The 19,921-nt window shown below is 38.8% G+C and carries 33 protein-coding genes and 3 pseudogenes; all 36 read right to left on the bottom strand.

Annotated features, from left to right (window positions below):
- Positions 1-66: 66 nt before the first annotated feature.
- Positions 67-606: a hypothetical protein gene (locus HMPREF9007_RS10295; protein WP_008762054.1), complete on the bottom strand. Its 540-nt coding sequence runs from the start codon at positions 604-606 to the stop codon at positions 67-69.
- 106 nt (positions 607-712) lie between these two features.
- Positions 713-1,108 (bottom strand): hypothetical protein, encoded by a 396-nt coding sequence (locus tag HMPREF9007_RS10300; protein WP_008762053.1) that lies wholly within the window; start codon positions 1,106-1,108, stop codon positions 713-715.
- A gap of 147 nt (positions 1,109-1,255) precedes the next feature.
- Positions 1,256-1,747, bottom strand: a complete 492-nt coding sequence (gene rplQ, locus HMPREF9007_RS10305) for a 50S ribosomal protein L17 (RefSeq protein ID WP_008762052.1) — start codon at positions 1,745-1,747, stop codon at positions 1,256-1,258.
- 3 nt (positions 1,748-1,750) lie between these two features.
- Positions 1,751-2,743, bottom strand: a complete 993-nt coding sequence (locus tag HMPREF9007_RS10310; protein ID WP_008762051.1) for a DNA-directed RNA polymerase subunit alpha — start codon at positions 2,741-2,743, stop codon at positions 1,751-1,753.
- Between the two features lie 11 nt (positions 2,744-2,754).
- On the bottom strand, positions 2,755-3,360 hold the full coding sequence (rpsD, locus tag HMPREF9007_RS10315) for a 30S ribosomal protein S4 (RefSeq protein WP_008762050.1): 606 nt from the start codon (positions 3,358-3,360) through the stop codon (positions 2,755-2,757).
- Positions 3,361-3,476: 116 nt separating this feature from the next.
- Entirely contained in the window at positions 3,477-3,830 is a 354-nt protein-coding gene (gene rpsK / locus HMPREF9007_RS10320) for a 30S ribosomal protein S11 (protein WP_008762049.1), read from the bottom strand.
- Between the two features lie 46 nt (positions 3,831-3,876).
- Positions 3,877-4,257, bottom strand: coding sequence for a 30S ribosomal protein S13 (gene rpsM, locus HMPREF9007_RS10325; protein ID WP_004296328.1), 381 nt, complete (start codon positions 4,255-4,257; stop codon positions 3,877-3,879).
- Between the two features lie 33 nt (positions 4,258-4,290).
- Complete coding sequence (gene ykgO / locus HMPREF9007_RS26325; RefSeq protein WP_002558051.1) at positions 4,291-4,407, bottom strand: type B 50S ribosomal protein L36; 117 nt, start codon at positions 4,405-4,407, stop codon at positions 4,291-4,293.
- Positions 4,408-4,416: 9 nt separating this feature from the next.
- Positions 4,417-4,635, bottom strand: coding sequence for a translation initiation factor IF-1 (gene infA / locus HMPREF9007_RS10330; RefSeq protein ID WP_002558052.1), 219 nt, complete (start codon positions 4,633-4,635; stop codon positions 4,417-4,419).
- Between the two features lies 1 nt (position 4,636).
- Positions 4,637-5,434 carry a type I methionyl aminopeptidase gene (gene map / locus HMPREF9007_RS10335; protein ID WP_008762048.1) on the bottom strand — a complete coding sequence of 266 codons (798 nt, stop codon included), beginning with the start codon at positions 5,432-5,434 and terminating at the stop codon, positions 4,637-4,639.
- Between the two features lie 15 nt (positions 5,435-5,449).
- The gene (gene secY / locus HMPREF9007_RS10340; protein WP_008762047.1) at positions 5,450-6,793 is read right to left on the bottom strand and encodes a preprotein translocase subunit SecY; all 1,344 of its coding nucleotides are present in this window, start codon (positions 6,791-6,793) and stop codon (positions 5,450-5,452) included.
- Between the two features lie 4 nt (positions 6,794-6,797).
- Positions 6,798-7,244 carry a 50S ribosomal protein L15 gene (gene rplO, locus HMPREF9007_RS10345; RefSeq protein ID WP_008762046.1) on the bottom strand — a complete coding sequence of 149 codons (447 nt, stop codon included), beginning with the start codon at positions 7,242-7,244 and terminating at the stop codon, positions 6,798-6,800.
- Between the two features lie 30 nt (positions 7,245-7,274).
- Positions 7,275-7,451 carry a 50S ribosomal protein L30 gene (rpmD, locus tag HMPREF9007_RS10350; protein ID WP_004296332.1) on the bottom strand — a complete coding sequence of 59 codons (177 nt, stop codon included), beginning with the start codon at positions 7,449-7,451 and terminating at the stop codon, positions 7,275-7,277.
- Between the two features lie 9 nt (positions 7,452-7,460).
- Positions 7,461-7,979: a 30S ribosomal protein S5 gene (gene rpsE / locus HMPREF9007_RS10355; protein WP_008762045.1), complete on the bottom strand. Its 519-nt coding sequence runs from the start codon at positions 7,977-7,979 to the stop codon at positions 7,461-7,463.
- Positions 7,980-7,984: 5 nt separating this feature from the next.
- Positions 7,985-8,329, bottom strand: a complete 345-nt coding sequence (rplR, locus tag HMPREF9007_RS10360) for a 50S ribosomal protein L18 (protein ID WP_008762044.1) — start codon at positions 8,327-8,329, stop codon at positions 7,985-7,987.
- A gap of 21 nt (positions 8,330-8,350) precedes the next feature.
- A pseudogene (gene rplF / locus HMPREF9007_RS10365) lies at positions 8,351-8,919 on the bottom strand (50S ribosomal protein L6).
- Positions 8,920-8,936: 17 nt separating this feature from the next.
- Positions 8,937-9,332 (bottom strand): 30S ribosomal protein S8, encoded by a 396-nt coding sequence (rpsH, locus tag HMPREF9007_RS10370; protein WP_008762043.1) that lies wholly within the window; start codon positions 9,330-9,332, stop codon positions 8,937-8,939.
- A 52-nt stretch (positions 9,333-9,384) separates the two neighbouring features.
- Positions 9,385-9,684 (bottom strand): 30S ribosomal protein S14, encoded by a 300-nt coding sequence (rpsN, locus tag HMPREF9007_RS10375; RefSeq protein WP_008762042.1) that lies wholly within the window; start codon positions 9,682-9,684, stop codon positions 9,385-9,387.
- A gap of 6 nt (positions 9,685-9,690) precedes the next feature.
- The gene (rplE, locus tag HMPREF9007_RS10380) at positions 9,691-10,248 is read right to left on the bottom strand and encodes a 50S ribosomal protein L5 (RefSeq protein ID WP_005675434.1); all 558 of its coding nucleotides are present in this window, start codon (positions 10,246-10,248) and stop codon (positions 9,691-9,693) included.
- A gap of 2 nt (positions 10,249-10,250) precedes the next feature.
- Complete coding sequence (rplX, locus tag HMPREF9007_RS10385) at positions 10,251-10,568, bottom strand: 50S ribosomal protein L24 (protein WP_008762041.1); 318 nt, start codon at positions 10,566-10,568, stop codon at positions 10,251-10,253.
- Between the two features lie 20 nt (positions 10,569-10,588).
- A complete protein-coding gene (rplN, locus tag HMPREF9007_RS10390; protein ID WP_004296340.1) occupies positions 10,589-10,954 on the bottom strand; it encodes a 50S ribosomal protein L14 in 366 nt (121 codons plus the stop codon).
- Between the two features lie 2 nt (positions 10,955-10,956).
- Entirely contained in the window at positions 10,957-11,226 is a 270-nt protein-coding gene (gene rpsQ / locus HMPREF9007_RS10395; protein ID WP_008762040.1) for a 30S ribosomal protein S17, read from the bottom strand.
- Positions 11,223-11,420, bottom strand: coding sequence for a 50S ribosomal protein L29 (gene rpmC / locus HMPREF9007_RS10400; protein ID WP_008762039.1), 198 nt, complete (start codon positions 11,418-11,420; stop codon positions 11,223-11,225). The genes rpsQ and rpmC overlap by 4 nt, the downstream gene beginning before the upstream one ends.
- A gap of 5 nt (positions 11,421-11,425) precedes the next feature.
- Positions 11,426-11,860, bottom strand: coding sequence for a 50S ribosomal protein L16 (gene rplP / locus HMPREF9007_RS10405; RefSeq protein WP_002558067.1), 435 nt, complete (start codon positions 11,858-11,860; stop codon positions 11,426-11,428).
- Between the two features lie 23 nt (positions 11,861-11,883).
- On the bottom strand, positions 11,884-12,615 hold the full coding sequence (rpsC, locus tag HMPREF9007_RS10410) for a 30S ribosomal protein S3 (protein WP_008762038.1): 732 nt from the start codon (positions 12,613-12,615) through the stop codon (positions 11,884-11,886).
- A gap of 5 nt (positions 12,616-12,620) precedes the next feature.
- Positions 12,621-13,031 carry a 50S ribosomal protein L22 gene (gene rplV, locus HMPREF9007_RS10415; RefSeq protein ID WP_004296344.1) on the bottom strand — a complete coding sequence of 137 codons (411 nt, stop codon included), beginning with the start codon at positions 13,029-13,031 and terminating at the stop codon, positions 12,621-12,623.
- A 35-nt stretch (positions 13,032-13,066) separates the two neighbouring features.
- A complete protein-coding gene (gene rpsS / locus HMPREF9007_RS10420) occupies positions 13,067-13,336 on the bottom strand; it encodes a 30S ribosomal protein S19 (RefSeq protein ID WP_008762037.1) in 270 nt (89 codons plus the stop codon).
- Positions 13,337-13,356: 20 nt separating this feature from the next.
- A pseudogene (gene rplB / locus HMPREF9007_RS10425) lies at positions 13,357-14,182 on the bottom strand (50S ribosomal protein L2).
- Between the two features lie 5 nt (positions 14,183-14,187).
- Positions 14,188-14,477 (bottom strand): annotated as a pseudogene (gene rplW / locus HMPREF9007_RS10430) (50S ribosomal protein L23).
- Between the two features lie 16 nt (positions 14,478-14,493).
- Complete coding sequence (rplD, locus tag HMPREF9007_RS10435) at positions 14,494-15,120, bottom strand: 50S ribosomal protein L4 (protein ID WP_008762035.1); 627 nt, start codon at positions 15,118-15,120, stop codon at positions 14,494-14,496.
- Complete coding sequence (gene rplC / locus HMPREF9007_RS10440) at positions 15,120-15,737, bottom strand: 50S ribosomal protein L3 (RefSeq protein WP_008762034.1); 618 nt, start codon at positions 15,735-15,737, stop codon at positions 15,120-15,122. Before rplC ends, rplD begins: the two co-directional genes overlap by 1 nt.
- A gap of 18 nt (positions 15,738-15,755) precedes the next feature.
- Positions 15,756-16,061, bottom strand: a complete 306-nt coding sequence (rpsJ, locus tag HMPREF9007_RS10445; protein ID WP_002558075.1) for a 30S ribosomal protein S10 — start codon at positions 16,059-16,061, stop codon at positions 15,756-15,758.
- A gap of 84 nt (positions 16,062-16,145) precedes the next feature.
- Entirely contained in the window at positions 16,146-18,263 is a 2,118-nt protein-coding gene (gene fusA, locus HMPREF9007_RS10450) for an elongation factor G (RefSeq protein ID WP_008762033.1), read from the bottom strand.
- A 55-nt stretch (positions 18,264-18,318) separates the two neighbouring features.
- Positions 18,319-18,795: a 30S ribosomal protein S7 gene (rpsG, locus tag HMPREF9007_RS10455; protein WP_008762032.1), complete on the bottom strand. Its 477-nt coding sequence runs from the start codon at positions 18,793-18,795 to the stop codon at positions 18,319-18,321.
- A gap of 143 nt (positions 18,796-18,938) precedes the next feature.
- A complete protein-coding gene (rpsL, locus tag HMPREF9007_RS10460) occupies positions 18,939-19,340 on the bottom strand; it encodes a 30S ribosomal protein S12 (protein ID WP_005675419.1) in 402 nt (133 codons plus the stop codon).
- A 136-nt stretch (positions 19,341-19,476) separates the two neighbouring features.
- The gene (locus HMPREF9007_RS10465) at positions 19,477-19,782 is read right to left on the bottom strand and encodes a DUF3467 domain-containing protein (RefSeq protein ID WP_008762031.1); all 306 of its coding nucleotides are present in this window, start codon (positions 19,780-19,782) and stop codon (positions 19,477-19,479) included.
- Positions 19,783-19,921: the final 139 nt, after the last annotated feature.

Below are 19,921 nucleotides of genomic sequence, written 5' to 3'. Positions count from 1 at the left end.
TTAGAAATGATCTTCTGATGAATGACAATTCGCCATCAACATGAATACCATTTGGCATTAAGCACTTTAATTCAATTGACTTTTAGTCAGAAACGCAGCAACAGCTGCAGCTGCATCATTGGTAAAATAATGCACAGCAGTCACCGGCTGATATGTATAAGGTACAAACTGGAATAGCTGTACAGCTGCAAATTTATTATCAGCAGATAGTATCACGTCCATACGTATATTACCACTTGTCTCACTCTTAATCTTTGAATCCGCAGAAAATGAACCGGAATTAACAAGGTCAGTCAACTTGTCCATATGCTTCAGATCAAAGAAAATACTACGCTCTTTCGCTATGCTTCCTGTCGGTACATAGACCACTTCTTTTGACTTCCAGAAAAGCCGGAATATACCTAAAAGGAACAATCCTGTTCCAAAGACCATCAGAGCCATACTGACAGTAGACGATTTATCTTCCAGTTCAAAAGTAGAAGCAAAAGATAAAATACCAATCAGTAACATTACACAAGAAATTAAAAGACCGGAGATACTCGTACGTTTAGCGATATCGGGATGTGAAGATGCAAATATAGTAGCATCAATAGCTTGAGTTGCCATAATATTGAAGTTTAAATTATTAGTAAAAATATGAAGATAATAAAGACTGACCGGCACTATATAATTAACGCCAGCAATCCGTAAAATAATACCAATAAATAAACGTCTAAATAATAATATGCCTTAAAGTAAATACATAATATTCACTTGCAGGCTGGCAATAATAGGAAGTTGTAGTATTATAAATCCTTCCCCAATGCTGTGACAGCGAGTTATCACGGTCTGCACAACATTGCAGCACATTTCTCAGAGAAGAGAAGTATTCACCGATTTGCACACGTTGGATGCGTGTCACCGATATCTGATGGCTTTGCAAACTAGTTAATTCAGCCACAGGAAGATAAGGAGATTCTGGAGCATTAATCTGCCCCTGCGGTTTCATAGAATATGTAACAGCATGCTCTGGTTGTTCCACCTGTTTTTCAGTGAAAACATTGCCTGCGACCCCATGAAGGGCAACTGCCAGCAACAGAAACAATATTACCTTTACAAATTTTGCCATATTCTCCTGCAAATATAACAGATAATTCTTATGAAAAGTTCATTCGGTAAATCTTTTAATGTATCTTAGTATAACTAAAATATAAGGATACAAAAAAGGCTACCCGTGTGAGTAGCCTTTTTTATATGTATACGAATAACTTTAAAATTATTCAGCTGATTCAGCTTTTGGTTCTTCAGTTGCAGGAGCTTCAACAGCAGCAGGAGCAGCAGCTTCAGCACTCTTCTTAGAACGACGAGTACGAGTAGCTTTCTTAGCAACTTTTTCTTTAGCCATGTTTTCATTGTAGTCAACCAACTCAATGAAACACATTTCTGCATTGTCACCTAAACGATTACCAGTCTTGATGATACGAGTATAACCACCCGGACGGTCAGCAATCTTAACCGAGATTTCTTTGAACAATTCTGTTACTGCAATCTTATCTTGCAGGTTGCTAAATACAACACGACGAGAATTCGTAGTATCTTCTTTAGACTTTGTAATCAAAGGCTCAACAAACTTCTTCAAAGCTTTTGCCTTTGCCACAGTCGTAGTGATTCTTTTGTGCTTGATCAAGGAGCAAGCCATGTTAGATAACATAGCGCTTCTGTGAGAAGCAGTACGACCTAAATGATTGAATTTTTTATTATGTCTCATTTTTTATTCTTTATCTAATTTATATTTAGAAATGTCGGTTCCAAACGATAGATTCAGACTTTCCAGCAAATCATCAAGCTCGGTAAGCGATTTCTTTCCGAAGTTTCTGAACTTCAACAGGTCAGTTTTGTTGAATTGTACCAAGTCGCCGAGAGTTTCTACATCAGCAGCCTTCAAACAGTTGAGGGCACGAACTGACAAGTCCATATCAACAAGCTTAGTCTTCAACAGCTGACGCATGTGCAATACTTCTTCGTCAAACTCTTCATTGCCATCAGTATCGTTACTTTCAAGCGTGATCTTCTCATCAGAGAACAACATGAAGTGGTAGATCAGAATTTTTGCAGCTTCTTTCAGCGCTTCCTTCGGGTGTATAGAACCGTCGGTACTAATCTCAAGCACTAGCTTTTCGTAGTCAGTCTTCTGTTCTACACGGAAGTTTTCTACAGCATACTTGACATTACGTATCGGTGTATAAATAGAGTCGATTGGAATTACATTAACATCCGTGCAATATTCGCGATTTTCATCAGCAGGAACATATCCACGACCTTTGTTAATAGTAATATCAATCTGCATAGTTGCCTTAGAATCTAAATGACAAATAACTAATTCCGGATTTAACACTTCAAATCCAGTCAAATACTTACCTATGTCACCTGCTTTAAATTCACTTGAATTCTCGACAGTGATGCTCACTTTTTCGCTCTCGAATTCTTCAACTACTTGCTTGAATCTCACTTGTTTCAGATTCAAGATAATGTTGGTAACATCCTCTTTTACTCCAGGTACACTAGAAAATTCATGCTCCACACCATCTATTCTGATAGTAGTGATAGCAAAACCCTCTAATGAAGAGAGCAGGATACGGCGCAATGCATTACCTACAGTAATACCAAACCCCGGTTCCAACGGACGAAATTCGAATTTACCGAATCTGGAGTCCGCCTCCAACATTAATACTTTATCAGGTTTTTGAAATGCTAATATCGCCATGAAATTAATTATTATTTAGAATACAATTCAACGATCAAATGTTCTTTAATGTTCTCAGGAATGTCTGCTCTTTCAGGTATATGCAACATTTTACCGACCTTAGAAGTTTCATCCCACTCCAACCAAGCGTATTTGCTGTGATTGAAACCTGCAAGAGAGTTAGCAATTACTTCCAAAGATTTAGATCTTTCACGAACACCAATCAATTGTCCTGGTTTTACTGCGAATGAAGGAATGTTTACCACTTCACCATCTACAGTAATATGCTTGTGACTAACCAACTGACGAGCAGCAGCACGTGTAGGAGCAATACCCAAACGGAATACTACGTTGTCAAGACGGCCTTCCAGCAATTGAAGAAGCACCTCACCGGTAATACCTTTAGCGGTAGCGGCTTTTTCAAACAAATTGCGGAATTGTTTTTCTAAAACTCCATAAGTGTATTTCGCTTTCTGCTTTTCACGAAGTTGCACACCATATTCAGAAGTTTTTCTTTTTCTTGAATTTCCGTGTTGTCCGGGAGGATAGTTCTTCTTTGACAAAACTTTATCAGCTCCAAAGATGCCTTCACCGAATTTACGGGCTATTCTTGATTTTGGTCCAGTATATCTAGCCATTTCTTTTAAATATTTAATTGTTTATTCATGAACTCAATTTGTTGCAGCCGCGATTGCAGAGAAGAAATTATTGCAATCCAAAAACAAAATCAAGATCATTTTAAGTTAAAGGTAAATTAAACTCTACGTCTTTTCGGAGGACGACAACCATTGTGTGGAAGTGGAGTTACGTCGATGATCTCTGTAACCTCAATACCAGCTCCGTGGATAGTTCTAATAGCAGACTCACGTCCGTTACCTGGACCCTTCACATATGCTTTTACCTTTCTCAGGCCAAGATCAAATGCAATTTTTGCACAATCTTGGGCAGCCATCTGAGCTGCATAAGGAGTATTCTTTTTTGAACCTCTAAATCCCATCTTTCCTGCAGATGACCAAGAGATTATCTGCCCTTCACTGTTTGCAAGAGAAACAATAATATTGTTGAAAGATGAATGAACGTGTAACTGTCCATTAGCGTCTACTTTCACATTTCTCTTCTTAGCTGCAACTGTTTTTTTGCCATATCAACAATTATTATTTAGTAGCTTTTTTCTTATTAGCAACGGTTTTCTTTCTACCCTTACGAGTACGTGCATTGTTCTTAGTGCTCTGACCTCTAACCGGCAGACCAATACGATGACGTACACCACGGTAACAACCAATATCCATTAATCGCTTAATGTTCAATTGGATTTCAGAACGAAGATCACCTTCTACTTTATACTCTGCACCGATAATCTCACGAATCTTAGCAGCTTGATCATCTGTCCAGTCTTTAACCTTCAGATCTTTATCTACACCAGCTTTATCTAAAATTTTTGCTGAACTACTGCGACCTATTCCATATACATAGGTCAACGCAATTTCACCTCTTTTATTCTGAGGTAAATCTACACCAACTATTCTTATAGCCATATACTAAATTATTTTTTTTGCAAAAATAACAAATTATCCTTGACGTTGTTTATACTTAGGATTTTTCTTGTTAATAACATACAAACGGCCATTACGTCTAACGATCTTACATTCTGGCGTGCGTTTCTTTAATGATGCTCTTACTTTCATATCTTAATTTTATTTATATCTAAACACAATTCTTCCTTTCGATAAGTCGTAAGGAGACATTTCGACTCTCACTTTATCTCCCGGCAAGATCTTGATGTAATGCATACGCATCTTACCTGAAATATGTGCAGTAATCTCATGTCCGTTTTCTAATTCAACACGAAACATTGCATTAGACAATGCTTCAACTATAACTCCATCTTGTTCTATTGCAGATTGCTTTGCCATATTATATTGCTTTATCTCCTAAAACTTCTTCTATGAATTTGAATGAAGACAAAATATCAGCCTCACCAGCTCCAACAGCTACCGTATGCTCAAAGTGCGCAGCACATTTACGATCTCTGGTCCTCACAGTCCATCCGTCACCTTCCATAATCACTTGTCTGTCTCCCAACGTTATCATCGGCTCAATTGCAATGCAAAGACCTCTTTTCATCAAAGGACCATATCCTCTTTTACCATAATTAGGTACCTGGGGATCTTCGTGCATTTCCTTACCGATGCCGTGACCGACAAACTCACGCACTACACCATAAGAATGAGACTCACAATATTGCTGAATAGCATATCCGATATCTCCGATTCTTTTTCCATGTACTGCATTCTGAATACCGATATATAACGCTTCTTTAGTTACCTTCAACAAGTTACGAATTTCTTCGTCTACCTCTCCTACACAAAAAGTATAAGCAGAATCTCCACAAAAACCATTCATATAAGTTCCGCAATCCACAGATACGATATCGCCGTCTTTCAGAACAATATCCCCCGGGATTCCATGTACTACCTGCTCATTTACAGAAGTACAGATGGATGCAGGAAACGGGTCTCCATATTGATTCGGGAATCCTTTAAAAGTTGGAGTTGCCCCATTATCTCTAATGAATTCTTCAGCAACTTTATCCAACTCACGTGTAGTTACACCAGGCTTCACCACTTTAGCAACCTCAGCTAGAGTTCTACCGACAAGCAGGTTACTCTGACGGAGCAATTCTATTTCATCTTCTGTCTTAAGAAATATCATTTCTATTCTAAAGAATTAATATGCCGCTACACCAGCGCGTCCCTTAATACGACCTGATTTCAACAGACCATCATAATGTCTCATCAACAAATGACTTTCAACCTGTTGCAGTGTATCAAGAACAACACCTACAAGAATTAACAAAGATGTACCGCCGAAGAATTGAGCAAATCCAGCTTGAACCCCAAATATACCAGCAAAAGCAGGCATAATAGCAACCAATGCCAAGAAGAAAGAACCCGGTAAAGTAATACGAGACATAATATCATCAATATACTCTGCTGTTTTCTTTCCCGGTTTGATACCAGGGATGAAACCATTATTTCTCTTCATATCCTCAGCCATCTGAGTCGGATTGATTGTAATTGCAGTATAGAAATATGTAAATAATATAATCATTACCGCAAAAACAAAATTATACCAGAAACTTGTATGATCTGTAAACGCATGCAAGAAACCGCCTGCGTTATTTACATTATTGGAAAAACCGATAAATGTAATTGGAATAAACATGATTGCCTGAGCAAAGATTATAGGCATTACACCAGCAGCATTCACCTTCAAAGGAATATACTGTCTTGCACCACCATATTGTTTATTACCTACGATTCTTTTAGCATATTGTACAGGAATCTTTCTTGTACCTTGTACCAACAAGATTGCAGCACCAATTACTAACAATAAGAATACGACTTCAATTATAAACATAATCAGACCACCACTCTTATTTGCTACTCTGGATACAACTTCTTGTATCAAAGCATCAGGGAAACGAGCGATAATACCGATCAGGATGATAAATGAAATACCGTTACCAATACCTTTATCAGTTATTCTTTCACCAAGCCACAAAATAAACATACTACCTGCTGCCAAAATAATGGTAGAGGTAACCATAAACAGAGTCCAATCTAATGAAGCATTTAAGGAAGGGCCAGCCTGCATTTTAAGATTGAGCAAATAAGAAGGGGCCTGAACTAACAATATAGCAATCGTCAGATAACGAGTATATTGATTCATTTTTCTTCTGCCGCTCTCACCTTCGCGCTGCAACTTCTGGAAATACGGCACAGCGATTCCCAATAGCTGAATAACGATAGATGCAGAGATATAAGGCATGATTCCTAATGCAAAAATAGAGGCATTAGAAAATGCTCCTCCAGAGAACATATTTAACAAGGCTAAAAGGCCTTCACTTGTTTGTTCGTGCAATTTTGCCAGCATTGCCGGATTAATACCCGGTAATACGACATATGATCCGAAACGGTAAATTGCCACAAACAATATGGTGATGAGGATCCGCTGTCTCAGATCCTCAATCTTCCATATATTCTTTAATGTTTCAATAGCTTTTCTCATTGAATCAGAGTTTTACTACAGTTCCACCAGCAGCTTCAATAGCAGCAGCAGCACTCTTAGAGAATGCGTTAGCTTCTACTTCCAGCTTGTTAGTCAGAGCTCCGTTACCCAATACTTTAACCAATTGATTTGAAGAAATAAATCCTGCTTCAATAAAGTCGCTAATACCAACTTTTGTCAGATTCTTAGCGTCTGCAAGCGTCTGAATTGTATCCAAGTTGATAGCCTTATATTCTACACGATTGATATTCTTAAAACCAAATTTAGGTACTCGACGTTGAAGAGGCATCTGACCACCTTCAAAGCCAACTTTCTTAGAGTATCCAGATCTTGATTTAGCTCCTTTATGACCTCTTGTAGAAGTACCACCCAAGCCAGAACCGGCACCACGTCCTATTCTCTTTCTTGTCTTAGTAGATCCTTCTGCAGGTTTTAAATTACTTAAGTTCATATTGTAATTCGTTTTTTATTCAACAAATAATTACTTAACAATGGCAACCAAGTGTTTTACTTTATCTACCATTCCAAGAATTGAAGGAGTGCTTTCGTGTTCAACCACACGGTTCAGTTTGCGAAGTCCCAGTGCATCAAGAGTTCTTTTCTGATCAGCTGGAGCACCAATTCTACTTTTAACTTGTTTAATCTTTATAGTTGACATATCTCCTCCTTATCCTCTAAATACTTTTTCAACACTAATACCTCTGTTCTGAGCAATCATTCTTGCATCACGCATCTCACTCAAAGCTTCAATTGTAGCTTTAACAAGGTTGTGCGGATTTGAAGAACCTTTAGATTTTGCCAAAACGTCAGTAATACCAACACTTTCCAATACAGCACGCATAGCACCACCAGCTACTACACCGGTTCCGTGAGATGCAGGTTTGATGAATACTTCAGCACCACCAAATTTAGCTGATTGTTCATGAGGAACAGTACCTTTCAAAACAGGTACTTTCACCAGGTTCTTTTTAGCTGATTCTACGCCTTTAGCGATAGCAGCTGTTACTTCACCTGCTTTACCAAGTCCCCAACCGATAATACCTTCTTCGTTACCTACAACAACGATTGCAGAGAAACTAAAAGTTCTACCACCTTTGGTAACTTTAGTAACACGATTAATAGCAACCAATCTATCCTTCAGTTCTATATCGTTAGTAACCTTAACTCTATTATTAACTCCTGCCATAATGATTAAAATTTAAGTCCACCGTTACGAGCAGCATCAGCTACTTCTTTTACTCTCCCATGATACAAGTAACCATTACGGTCGAAAACAACAGTAGTTATACCTGCTTCCTGAGCCTTTTTAGCAATCATTTCACCAACTTTAGCAGCTTGTTCTTTCTTTGCGACTTTCTCAGTCATACCTAAAGAAGAAGCAGCAGCCAGTGTCTTACCAGAAAGATCATCGATAATCTGGACATAAATTTGCTTGTTACTTCTAAATACACTCATACGCGGACGTTCAGCAGTACCTGAAATCTTATTGCGTACTCTATATTTGATCTTAACTCGTCTTTCTATTTTTGTTGTCATAATAATCTAATTTTATATGATTTACTTAGCGCCGGCTGATTTACCAGACTTTCTACGAATTACTTCGCCAACAAACTTAATACCCTTACCCTTATATGGTTCAGGTTTACGGAAAGAACGTATTTTAGAGCAAACTTGACCAAGCAATTGTTTGTCACACGATTCCAATATAATAAGAGGATTCTTATTTCTTTCAGACTTAGTTTCAACTTTCACCTCAGCAGGCAATTGAATGAAAATATTGTGTGTATAACCTAAAGCCAGTTCAATGATGTTACCTTGGTTAGAAGCACGGTAACCTACACCGACAAGTTCCAGTTCCTTTTTATATCCTTCAGACACGCCCACAACCATGTTATGAACTAAAGAACGATACAAACCGTGGAAAGCATGCTTTTGCTTCGGGTTATCAATCATTTCTTTTCGTTTTCTGTTAAAGTCACGTGTCCGTCTTCAATGGCAACATTGATAGCAGGATTCACATATTGGCTAAGTTCGCCTTTGGGTCCCTTAACGGTAACCACATCATCCTTCAGAGTGACTGTCACTCCAGCAGGGATACTAATGGGTAATTTTCCTATTCTTGACATTGCTTATTCCTCCTAAATTAATATACGTAACACAAGACTTCACCACCGATTTTCAGTTCAGCAGCTTCTTTGTTAGTCATTACACCTTTGGAAGTAGATATTATAGCAATACCCAGCCCATTAATAACACGCGGCATATCTTTGTAACCAGTATACTTACGCATACCCGGAGAAGATACTCTTTCTAATTTTTTGATTGCGTTAACTTTGTTAACAGAATCATACTTCAAGGCAACCTTGATAGTTCCTTGAGGACCATCTTCTACAAACTTATAGTTAAGAATGTAGCCTTTTTCAAAAAGAATCTTAGTGATTTCTTTTTTCAAGTTCGAAGCGGGAACTTCTACAACTCTGTGCTTAGCACCAATTGCGTTCCGCAACCTCGTCAAATAATCTGCTATTGGATCAGTCATATAAAAATAAATTAAATTAATCAGGACTTCCCTGACAATATTTAAACAATAATTACCAGCTTGCTTTCTTTACGCCCGGGATCAGACCGTTAGATGCCATCTCACGGAACTGGATTCTTGAAATTCCGAACTGACGGATATAACCTTTTGGACGACCAGTCAGTTTGCAACGGTTGTGCATACGAATTGGATTTGAATTCTTAGGCAACTCTTGCAATTTCTGTGCAGCTTCAAAAGCATCGGCAGGTTCACCTGTTCTCACGATTTGCTTCAAAGCGGCTCTTTTCTCGGCGTATCTGGCTACTAATTTAGCACGCTTTACTTCACGTGCCTTCATTGATTCCTTTGCCATATTCTATTAATCTTTTTTAGCGTTTTTAAAAGGTAAACCGAATTCCTTCAACAAGGCATAACCTTCTTCATCTGTCTCCGCAGAAGTTACAAAGGTAATATTCATTCCGAGAATTCTTGTAATACTATCGATATTTATTTCAGGGAAAATGATTTGTTCCTGAATACCAAGGGTATAGTTACCTTTACCATCAAACTTACTTTCGATACCTTTGAAGTCACGAATACGAGGAAGAGCTACACGAACTAGTTTTTCCAAGAATTCATACATTCTCTCACGGCGCAAAGTTACCATAACGCCAATCGGCATTTTTTTACGTAACTTAAAGTTTGCGATATCTTTACGAGAAATGGTAGCTACGGCCTTCTGACCTGTGATAGCTGTCATTTCATTGATTGCTACTTCAATAATCTTCTTATCAGCAACAGCCATACCTAAACCTTGATTGATAACAATCTTCTTAAGTACGGGTACCTGCATCGTTGAAGAATACTGGAATTGTGATTTCAATGCAGGTGCAATACGATCTGCATATTCTTTCTTTAGGCTAGCAGTATTACTCATTACTAAATCTCCTCTCCTGATTTTTTAGAATAACGCACTAAAGTTCCTTCAGAACTCTTTCTTCTCCCAATACGCGTTGCTTTACCAGTTTTTGGATCAACCGGGTTCAAGTTTGAAATGTGGATAGAAGCTTCTTGCTTCACAATACCACCCTGCGGATTCTTTGCATTCGGCTTAGTGCTCTTAGATACCATATTGATACCCTCAACAATTGCACGACCTTCTTTAACAAGAACCTTCAATACACGACCAGTTTTGCCCTTATCTTCGCCAGCATTTACGTAAACTGTATCGCCTTTTTTAATATGTAATTTACTCATTACTCAAATCTTTTACAAAATTAAAGTACCTCAGGCGCAAGTGACACAACCTTCATGTTTGTAGCACGAAGTTCTCTTGCTACAGGACCGAAAATACGACTTCCTCTAATTTCACCTGCATTATTAAGCAACACGCAAGCATTATCATCAAAACGTATATAAGAACCATCAGGACGACGGATTTCTTTCTTCGTACGTACAATCAAAGCCTTTGATACTGCACCTTTTTTAACATCACTCGAAGGGATAACACTCTTTACGGAAACTACAATAACATCTCCTACTGAAGCGTAACGACGACCTGTGCCACCCAATACACGGATGCACAAAGCTTCTTTAGCTCCACTGTTATCACATACTGTAAGTCTGGATTCTACTTGTATCATAATTACTTAGCTCTTTCAATTATTTCTACTAATCTCCATCTTTTAGTCTTGCTCAAAGGACGAGTTTCCATGATGCGTACAGTATCACCGATATTGCATTCATTCTTTTCATCATGAGCATGGTACTTCTTCGTTTTACTAACGAACTTACCATATATAGGGTGTTTTTCTTTAAACTTGGCAGCAACTGTGATAGTTTTTTCCATCTTGTTGCTCAATACAACCCCTGTTCTTTCTTTTCTTAAATTTCTTGCTTCCATCAAGCTGATCATTTATTGTTAAGTTCTCTTTGGCGTAATTCTGTTTTCATACGCGCAATAGTCCTGCGTAATTGTTTGATTTGAGCAGGATTTTCCAAAGGAGAAATAGAATGATTGATAACCATCTGGTTATAATTAGCTGTTTCTGCCTCTACTCTTTCTACTAAATCATTAGTAGTCATTTCTTTAATTTCTGCAATTTTCATAAACCTTACGCATTTTGATTTTGAATATCATAATCACGTCTTACGACAAACTTCGTTGTAATAGGAAGCTTTTGAGCAGCTAAGCGCAATGCTTCTTTCGCGATTTCGTAAGATACTCCTTCAGCTTCAATAATGATTCTACCTGGAGTTACAGGAGCCACAAATCCCTCGGGAGCACCTTTACCTTTACCCATACGCACATCGGCAGGTTTTCTAGTAATTGGTTTATCCGGGAATATACGGATCCAGATCTGTCCTTGACGTTGCATATATCTTGTTACTGCAATACGAGCAGCTTCGATCTGACGGCCTGTAATCCATTTAGTTTCCAAAGCCTTAATGCCAAAAGAACCGAAAGCCAGCTGGTTACCTCTCTGGGCATTACCTTTTGCACGGCCTTTTTGTTGTCTTCTGAATTTTGTCTTTTTCGGTTGTAACATAGTTTCCTAAAATTCAAATTCGTTTAGCGATTATTTTTCTTTCTTTTGAAGTTCTTTCCGCCGTTGTTTCCACCATTGTTTCCACGACCACTTTCTTTGCTTTGTGTAAAGTTCGGAGCTAATTCTTTCTTACCAAACACTTCACCTCTACAAATCCAAACTTTGATACCTAAAAGACCAACTTTAGTCAATGCTTCAGCATGACAGTAGTCGATATCAGCTCTGAAAGTGTGCAACGGAGTTCTTCCTTCTTTATACATTTCAGAACGAGCCATTTCAGCTCCATTCAAACGTCCTGAAATCTGAATTTTGATACCTTCAGCACCCATACGCATTGTATTTGCGATAGCCATTTTAATGGCACGGCGGTAGGCAATTTTACCTTCTACCTGGCGAGCAATGTTGTTAGCAACAATTACAGCATCCAGTTCCGGTCTTTTCACTTCAAAGATATTAATCTGAATATCTTTGTCGGTAACCTTCTTCAACTCTTCTTTTAACTTATCAACTTCTTGGCCACCTTTACCGATGATAATACCCGGGCGAGCAGTGCAAACAGTAATAGTAACGAGCTTCAGCGTACGTTCAATTACGATTCTTGATACACTTGCCTTTGCAAGTCTTGCATTAAGATATTTACGGATTTTGCTATCTTCCAGCAAAGAATCACCGTAATCATTTCCACCATACCAGTTAGAATCCCATCCTCTGATAATTCCTAAACGGTTGCTTATTGGATTAACTTTTTGTCCCATCTACCTTAATTTTGATCTTCGTTATTACTTTTAGCACCAACGAACAATGTTACGTGATTTGAACGTTTGCGAATTCTATAACCTCTACCCTGCGGTGCCGGTCTCATTCTTTTGAGTGTAGCGCCACCATCAACAAAAATCTGCGTTACGAACAACTCGCCGCTTTCTGCTTTACGTTCGTTTTTCTGTTCCCAGTTAGCAATTGCAGAGCGAAGCAATTTTTCCACTCTTGCAGCAGCTTCTTTTGAAGAAAATTTCAAAACACCAAGTGCTCTGTTCACTTCCATACCACGAATCATATCAGCGACTAAGCGCATCTTACGTGGAGAAGTAGGAACATTTTGCAATTTAGCAAAATACATGGTCTTAAGGGCTTCTTTTCTTTTTTCAGCCGATATTTTTTTTCTTGCTCCCATTATATTTATTACTTTATTATTTCAAATAATTCCTGTTATCTTTTCTTGTTACCAGCGTGTCCTCTGAATGTACGAGTTGGAGCAAATTCGCCCAACTTGTGTCCTACCATATTTTCGGTAACATATACAGGAATAAATTTATTTCCATTGTGAACTGCAACTGTATGGCCTACAAAATCAGGCGAAATCATTGAAGCTCTGGCCCATGTCTTTACTACGACTTTTTTGCCAGATTCATTCATGGCAAAAATTCTCTTTTCAAGCTTTACGTTAATATATGGACCTTTTTTTAATGAACGACTCATAGTTTACTCAATTAATCAGATTACTTTTTTCTTCTCTCAATAATGTACTTAGACGATTGTTTCTTAGGAGCTCTAGTCTTAAGTCCCTTAGCGTACAATCCCTTACGAGATCTTGGATGTCCTCCGGAAGAACGTCCTTCACCACCACCCATCGGGTGATCAACCGGGTTCATTACAACACCACGGTTACGAGGACGACGACCTTGCCAACGAGAGCGTCCAGCCTTACCTGAGCGTTCCAATCCATGATCTGAGTTACCAACACTACCGATAGTAGCTTTACAAGTGCTAAGAATCTGTCTTACTTCACCTGAAGGCAATTTAATCACACAATACTTACCCTCACGAGAAGTTAACTGAGCAAAGTTTCCAGCTGATCTAACCAGAGCAGCACCCTGTCCCGGACGTAACTCAATATTGTGAATTACAGTACCAACCGGAATGTTCTGAAGGGGAAGAGTATTACCAATCTCTGGCGCTGCTGTTTCACCCGACATCAGAGTCGCACCAACTTGCAATCCATTGGGAGCAATAATATATCTTTTTTTCTCCATCAGCGTAATATAACAAAGCGATACGAGCCGAACGATTCGGATCGTATTCAATTGTCTTAACCACTGCTGGTACACCGTCTTTGTTTCTCTTGAAATCAACAATTCTAATCACCTTTCTATGACCGCCACCAATGTAGCGCATAGTCATCTTACCTTCGTTGTTACGACCACCAGATGATTTCTTACCATATACAAGAGACTTTTCTGGTACTGATGCAGTAATTTCTTCGAAAGTACCAATAATTTTATGTCTTTGCCCCGGTGTTGTGGGCTTTAATTTACGTACTGCCATTTTTATTAAATATTACTATAAAAATCAATAGTATCTCCTTCTTTCAATGTTACGATTGCTTTTTTGAATGCATTCGTACGTCCATTGATGATACCTGCTTTAGTATAACGGCTTTTATTTTGCCTGCATACTTCACTGTATTCACATCAACTACAGTAACATTATAAAGAGCTTCAACTTCCTTCTTAATTTCCAGTTTGTTAGCATCAGGACGTACAACAAAGCCGAAACGATTCAGCTTATCAGTGATTGCAGTCATTTTCTCTGTTACCAACGGTTTAATAATAATTCCCATTATTTAAGCCTCCTTTTTAAATTAAGATATTGTCAATAGCCTTCAGAGAGTTTTCTGTAAGCACAACAACCCCAGCATTCAATACTCTGTAAGTATTTAATCCTGAGACAGTCTGCACGTTTGCACCCTCTATGTTACGAGCTGACAAATATACGTTTTTATTTGCTTCCGGTAAAATTACAAGTAGCTTTTTATCGGAAACTTTAAGATTTTTTGTCATAGCAACGAAATCTTTTGTCTTAGGAGCTTCAAAAACGAAGTCTTCAACAACAATAAGTGCGTTGTTCTGAACCTTATAAGACAATGCTGACTTACGAGCCAATGTCTTAACTTTTTTATTCAACTTGAAGAAGTAGTCTCTTGGCTTCGGACCAAAAACACGAGCACCACCAACGAGCACCGGTGAATTCATATCACCACGACGTGCTCCACCACCACCTTTCTGGCGACCGATCTTACGAGTAGAGCCACTGATTTCACTTCTTTCTTTTGACTTATGAGTACCCTGACGCTGGTTGGCCATAAATTGCTTTACATCCAAATAGATAGCGTGGTCGTTGGGCTCAATTCCGAAGATAGATTCGTTTAACGTAACCTTTCTCCCAGTGTCTTCACCTTTAATGTTATATACGTTAACTTCCATTATTTCTCAATTATTACGATTGAACCTTTGCAACCCGGGATAGAACCTTTGATCAAAAGAAGGTTATGATCCGCGATTACTTTTAATACCTGCAAGTTTTGAACAGTAACTCTGTCACCACCGAGCTGTCCGCCCATGCGCATTCCTTTGAATACTTTAGCTGGATAAGAACAAGCACCGATAGAACCCGGCTTACGAGCACGGTTATGCTGACCGTGAGTAGCTTGACCTACACCACCGAAACCATGTCTCTTAACTACACCCTGGAAGCCTTTACCTTTAGAGGTTCCGACAACATCTACGAAAGTAGCGTCATTAAACATCTCTACAGTAATAGTATCACCCAGATTCAACTCTGTCTCAAATTCTTTGAACTCGGCCAAGTGTCTCTTCGGTGTTACTCCAGCTCTCTTAAAGTGACCCATCAACGGTTTAGTTGTATGTTTTTCCTTTTTGTCCTGGAAACCCAACTGAACAGCTGCATAGCCATCTTTTTCGACAGTTTTAACCTGAGTAACAACACAAGGACCTGCTTCGATAACAGTGCATGGTACATTCTTACCATCAGCACTGAAAACGGATGTCATTCCGATTTTTTTTCCTAATAATCCTGGCATTTCACTAATTTTTAATTATCAAACTTTAATTTCTACTTCCACACCACTCGGCAACTCAAGCTTCATAAGAGCATCTACTGTCTTAGCAGTTGAGCTATAGATGTCGATCAATCTCTTATAAGAAGAGAGTTCAAACTGTTCACGTGACTTCTTGTTAACGAAAGTCGAGCGGTTTACTGTAAAGATACGCTTGTGCGTAGGCAGAGGAATTGGACCACTAACAATAGCACCCGTAGCCTTTACGGTTCTTACAATCTTCTCAGCTGACTTGTCAACCAAGTTGTGGTCGTAAGATTTCAATTTAATTCTAATTTTCTGACTCATTATGGTTTTAAATTAATATATTTATAAATAAGATAAAGCGGCAGGCTAAGAGTCATTCGCTAGCCTGCTGCTTTTGATATTCTTCTAGAGTAAATCAGCACGTCCTTTAACTTCTTCCAATACTGCCTTAGCAATAGAGTTAGAAACTTGAGCGTGATGAGAATATACCATTGATGAAGTTGCGCGACCTGATGTAATAGTACGTAACGCTGTTACATAACCAAACATTTCAGCCAGTGGCACCATTGCTTTCACGATACGAGCACCGGAACGGCTAGATTCCATACCTTCAACCTGGCCACGACGCTTATTCAAGTCACCGATCACATCACCCATGTTTTCTTCCGGAGTAACAACCTCCAGTTTCATGATAGGCTCCATCAATACCGGACCTGCTTTAGCACATGCATTCTTATATGCCTGAATAGCACAGATTTCGAAAGACAACTGGTCAGAGTCAACCGGGTGGAATGAACCATCAATCAAAGTTACTTTCATTGAATCCAACGGATATCCGGCCAACACACCGTTCTTCATTGCGCTTGTGAAACCTTTCTGAACTGAAGGAATAAATTCTTTAGGAATATTACCACCCTTCACTTCATCGATAAACTGCAATCCGCCTTCTTTGAAATCTTCATCAACAGGACCGATCTTAACGATAATATCTGCAAACTTACCACGACCACCAGACTGTTTCTTATAAACTTCACGAAGATCAACTGTCTTAGTGATAGCTTCCTTATAATTAACCTGAGGTTTACCTTGGTTACATTCTACTTTAAATTCACGTTTCAAACGGTCAATAATGATATCCAAGTGCAACTCACCCATACCAGAGATTACAGTCTGTCCTGTTTGCTCATCAGTCTTAACTGTAAATGTCGGATCTTCTTCAGCGAGCTTAGCCAAACCGTTAGACAATTTATCCATGTCTTTCTGAGTTTTAGGCTCAACTGCAATACCGATTACCGGTTCTGGGAAGTCCATAGACTCTAATACGATCGGAGCTGTTTCATCACAAAGCGTATCACCAGTATGAATATCTTTAAAACCTACACCTGCACCAATATCACCAGCACCGATTACTTCAACCGGATTCTGCTTGTTTGAATGCATCTGGAACAGACGAGAAACACGTTCTTTCTTACCAGAGCGAGAATTATAGATATAAGAACCAGCTTCAATCTTACCCGAATATACACGGAAGAAAGTCAAACGACCTACATAAGGGTCAGTAGCAATCTTAAATGCCAAAGCTGATGTTTTCTCATCATCACTCGGTTTACGATCTTCTTCTGCACCTGTATTCGGATTTGTACCAATCACATTCTCAGTATCCAATGGAGAAGGCAAGAAAGCACAAACATAGTCCAACAATGTCTGAACACCCTTATTCTTAAATGAAGAGCCACACAACATTGGTACAACTGCCATCTGAACTGTTGCATTGCGAAGAGCTCTCAACACTTCTTCTTCTGTAATAGTAGAAGGATCGTCGAAATATTTCTCCATCAAAGCATCGTCAAACTCAGCTACCTTTTCAAGCATTTTATCTCTCCATTCATTTGCTTCATCAACGAGATCTGCCGGTATTTCTTCAACTGTATAGTCAGCTCCCATTGTTTCATCATGCCAATAGATAGCTTTCATTTTAATCAAGTCTACTAGACCTTTGAAGGTTTCCTCAGCGCCAATAGGAACAACGATTGGACAAGGATTAGCACCCAAAACAGCTTTCATCTGGCGTACAACCTCAAAGAAGTCAGCACCCGAACGGTCCATTTTGTTTACGTACGCAATACGTGGCACATTATACTTATCAGCTTGACGCCATACAGTTTCTGATTGAGGTTCTACACCACCTACTGCACAGTAAGCAGCCACAGCACCATCCAGAATACGTAACGAACGTTCTACTTCAGCAGTAAAGTCAACGTGTCCCGGAGTGTCAATCAAGTTGATTTTATAAGTATCACCAGCATATTTCCATCTTGTTGTTGTTGCAGCAGATGTAATAGTAATACCACGTTCTTGCTCCTGTTCCATCCAGTCCATTGTTGCAGCACCATCGTGTACCTCACCAATTTTGTGAGTCAATCCAGTGTAGAACAGGATACGTTCAGAAGTTGTTGTTTTTCCGGCATCAATGTGAGCCATGATACCGATATTACGAGTCAAATGTAAATCTGTCTTTGCCATTTTCTTATTCCTTTACTTTAAGTTTTTAATCTAAATCGGTTATATTCTTATAGTATTAGAATCTGAAATGGGCAAATGCACGGTTAGCTTCAGCCATTCTATGCATATCTTCTTTACGTTTGTATGCACCACCTTGTTCGTTAAAGGCATCCATGATTTCAGCAGCCAATTTGTCTGCCATAGATTTACCACCTCTTTTGCGAGCAAACAGAATCAAGTTTTTCATTGAAACCGATTCTTTACGATCAGGACGGATTTCAGTAGGAACCTGGAAGGTAGCACCACCTACACGACGAGATTTTACTTCTACTTGCGGAGTTACATTATCCAAAGCCTTTTTCCAGATTTCGAGAGCTGATTTTTCTTCGTTAGGAAGTTTTGCTTTCACTGTTTCCAGAGCGGCATAAAAGATTTCATAAGACGCATTCTTTTTACCATCATACATCAAATGGTTTACAAACTTAGAAACCTTTTGGTCATTAAAAACGGGATCCGGAAGGATTACGCGTTTTTTTGGTTTTGCTTTTCTCATTTGTTTGAAAAATAATGTTTTTGTTCTTGGTTGTCTACTTCTTGACTTCTTCAACTCTCCCACCGGAGAATTTACTCAACCTTTAGCATTTCCAACAAACTAAAACGTAAGTTATTACTTTAATTCTAATTAGGTTTTAATCCTTATTTTTTCTTAGCCGGCGCAGCTTGTCCTGGTTTCGGACGCTTAGCTCCGTATTTAGAACGTCTTTGAGTACGACCAGCAACACCTGCAGTATCAAGTGTACCACGTACAATGTGGTAACGTACACCAGGAAGGTCTTTTACACGACCGCCACGTACCAAAACGATTGAGTGTTCCTGCAAGTTGTGTCCTTCTCCCGGAATGTATGAGTTAACCTCTTTTTGGTTAGTCAAACGTACACGAGCTACTTTACGCATTGCAGAGTTCGGCTTCTTCGGAGTAGTAGTATATACTCTCACGCAAACGCCACGTCTTTGAGGACATGAATCCAAGGCTGGAGATTTACTTTTCTCCACCAGCACTTCGCGTCCTTTTCTTACTAATTGCTGAATTGTAGGCATTTTAATTGTTTTTTGATTTATATTATTGTTATATTAATTTCGTAACTATACATTTTGGGCTGCAAAAATACGAATAATATTTGAATATTCAATGCGCTACAACTTTTTTTTCTTTTTTAATGTTTTTATATCAACCTCATGCTTCGCCTTTTACAACACTTAGCGGAGGCATCGGTGACTCTTCAGAAATACGAATAGGTCCAAAAGCACGTTCATACTTTGCTATGTTATCCTCCAATGCCCGCAACAAGCGTTTTGCGTGTTCTGGAGCTACTATAATACGAGATTGCACTCCTGCTTTCGGCACTCCTGGCATAACCCGTACAAAGTCTAGAATAAACTCAGAGCTTGAATGAGTAATGATTGCAAGATTCGCATAAGTTCCTTGCGCTACTTCTTCTTTCAACTCGATCTGTAACTGGTTGTTATTTTGTTCTTCCATATTAAATAAGATAAAATGTTTTTTTGCAAAATAACAAAATTTTATCGAGATAAGAATGATACAGTCAGGTAAAAGAAACAAAAAAAAGGAGCAACTGCCTGCTACAGCAATCGCTCCTTTTTCATATAGTCAATTGAAT

The organism is Bacteroides sp. 1_1_14, assembly GCF_000162515.1.
Taxonomy (GTDB): Bacteria; Bacteroidota; Bacteroidia; order Bacteroidales; family Bacteroidaceae; genus Bacteroides; species Bacteroides thetaiotaomicron.
The sequence above is the reverse complement of the archived record's forward strand: the minus strand, read 5'-3'. Positions and strand labels throughout refer to the sequence as shown.

Bases quoted from the DNA above. Each gene is read 5' to 3' on its own strand.
- rplO (WP_008762046.1), bottom strand. From the start codon at position 7,244: ATGAACTTAAGTAATTTAAAACCTGCAGAAGGATCTACTAAGACAAGA.
- rpmC (WP_008762039.1), bottom strand. From the start codon at position 11,420: ATGAAAATTGCAGAAATTAAAGAAATGACTACTAATGATTTAGTAGAA.
- HMPREF9007_RS10300 (WP_008762053.1), bottom strand. From the start codon at position 1,108: ATGGCAAAATTTGTAAAGGTAATATTGTTTCTGTTGCTGGCAGTTGCC.
- rplV (WP_004296344.1), bottom strand. From the start codon at position 13,031: ATGGGAGCAAGAAAAAAAATATCGGCTGAAAAAAGAAAAGAAGCCCTT.
- rpsH (WP_008762043.1), bottom strand. From the start codon at position 9,332: ATGACTGATCCAATAGCAGATTATTTGACGAGGTTGCGGAACGCAATT.
- infA (WP_002558052.1), bottom strand. From the start codon at position 4,635: ATGGCAAAGCAATCTGCAATAGAACAAGATGGAGTTATAGTTGAAGCA.
- HMPREF9007_RS10465 (WP_008762031.1), bottom strand. From the start codon at position 19,782: ATGGAAGAACAAAATAACAACCAGTTACAGATCGAGTTGAAAGAAGAA.
- rplN (WP_004296340.1), bottom strand. From the start codon at position 10,954: ATGATACAAGTAGAATCCAGACTTACAGTATGTGATAACAGTGGAGCT.
- rpsL (WP_005675419.1), bottom strand. From the start codon at position 19,340: ATGCCTACAATTCAGCAATTAGTAAGAAAAGGACGCGAAGTGCTGGTG.
- fusA (WP_008762033.1), bottom strand. From the start codon at position 18,263: ATGGCAAAGACAGATTTACATTTGACTCGTAATATCGGTATCATGGCT.
- HMPREF9007_RS10295 (WP_008762054.1), bottom strand. From the start codon at position 606: ATGGCAACTCAAGCTATTGATGCTACTATATTTGCATCTTCACATCCC.
- rpsE (WP_008762045.1), bottom strand. From the start codon at position 7,979: ATGGCAGGAGTTAATAATAGAGTTAAGGTTACTAACGATATAGAACTG.
- rpsS (WP_008762037.1), bottom strand. From the start codon at position 13,336: ATGAGTCGTTCATTAAAAAAAGGTCCATATATTAACGTAAAGCTTGAA.
- ykgO (WP_002558051.1), bottom strand. From the start codon at position 4,407: ATGAAAGTAAGAGCATCATTAAAGAAACGCACGCCAGAATGTAAGATC.
- secY (WP_008762047.1), bottom strand. From the start codon at position 6,793: ATGAGAAAAGCTATTGAAACATTAAAGAATATATGGAAGATTGAGGAT.
- rpsJ (WP_002558075.1), bottom strand. From the start codon at position 16,061: ATGAGTCAGAAAATTAGAATTAAATTGAAATCTTACGACCACAACTTG.
- rplP (WP_002558067.1), bottom strand. From the start codon at position 11,860: ATGTTACAACCGAAAAAGACAAAATTCAGAAGACAACAAAAAGGCCGT.
- rplX (WP_008762041.1), bottom strand. From the start codon at position 10,568: ATGAGTAAATTACATATTAAAAAAGGCGATACAGTTTACGTAAATGCT.
- rplR (WP_008762044.1), bottom strand. From the start codon at position 8,329: ATGACAACAAAAATAGAAAGACGAGTTAAGATCAAATATAGAGTACGC.
- rpsN (WP_008762042.1), bottom strand. From the start codon at position 9,684: ATGGCAAAGGAATCAATGAAGGCACGTGAAGTAAAGCGTGCTAAATTA.
- rpsG (WP_008762032.1), bottom strand. From the start codon at position 18,795: ATGAGAAAAGCAAAACCAAAAAAACGCGTAATCCTTCCGGATCCCGTT.
- rplC (WP_008762034.1), bottom strand. From the start codon at position 15,737: ATGCCAGGATTATTAGGAAAAAAAATCGGAATGACATCCGTTTTCAGT.
- rpsC (WP_008762038.1), bottom strand. From the start codon at position 12,615: ATGGGACAAAAAGTTAATCCAATAAGCAACCGTTTAGGAATTATCAGA.
- rplQ (WP_008762052.1), bottom strand. From the start codon at position 1,747: ATGAGACATAATAAAAAATTCAATCATTTAGGTCGTACTGCTTCTCAC.
- rplE (WP_005675434.1), bottom strand. From the start codon at position 10,248: ATGAGTAATACTGCTAGCCTAAAGAAAGAATATGCAGATCGTATTGCA.
- rplD (WP_008762035.1), bottom strand. From the start codon at position 15,120: ATGGAAGTTAACGTATATAACATTAAAGGTGAAGACACTGGGAGAAAG.
- rpsD (WP_008762050.1), bottom strand. From the start codon at position 3,360: ATGGCTAGATATACTGGACCAAAATCAAGAATAGCCCGTAAATTCGGT.
- rpsM (WP_004296328.1), bottom strand. From the start codon at position 4,257: ATGGCTATAAGAATAGTTGGTGTAGATTTACCTCAGAATAAAAGAGGT.
- map (WP_008762048.1), bottom strand. From the start codon at position 5,434: ATGATATTTCTTAAGACAGAAGATGAAATAGAATTGCTCCGTCAGAGT.
- HMPREF9007_RS10310 (WP_008762051.1), bottom strand. From the start codon at position 2,743: ATGGCGATATTAGCATTTCAAAAACCTGATAAAGTATTAATGTTGGAG.
- rpsQ (WP_008762040.1), bottom strand. From the start codon at position 11,226: ATGATCAGCTTGATGGAAGCAAGAAATTTAAGAAAAGAAAGAACAGGG.
- rpmD (WP_004296332.1), bottom strand. From the start codon at position 7,451: ATGTCAACTATAAAGATTAAACAAGTTAAAAGTAGAATTGGTGCTCCA.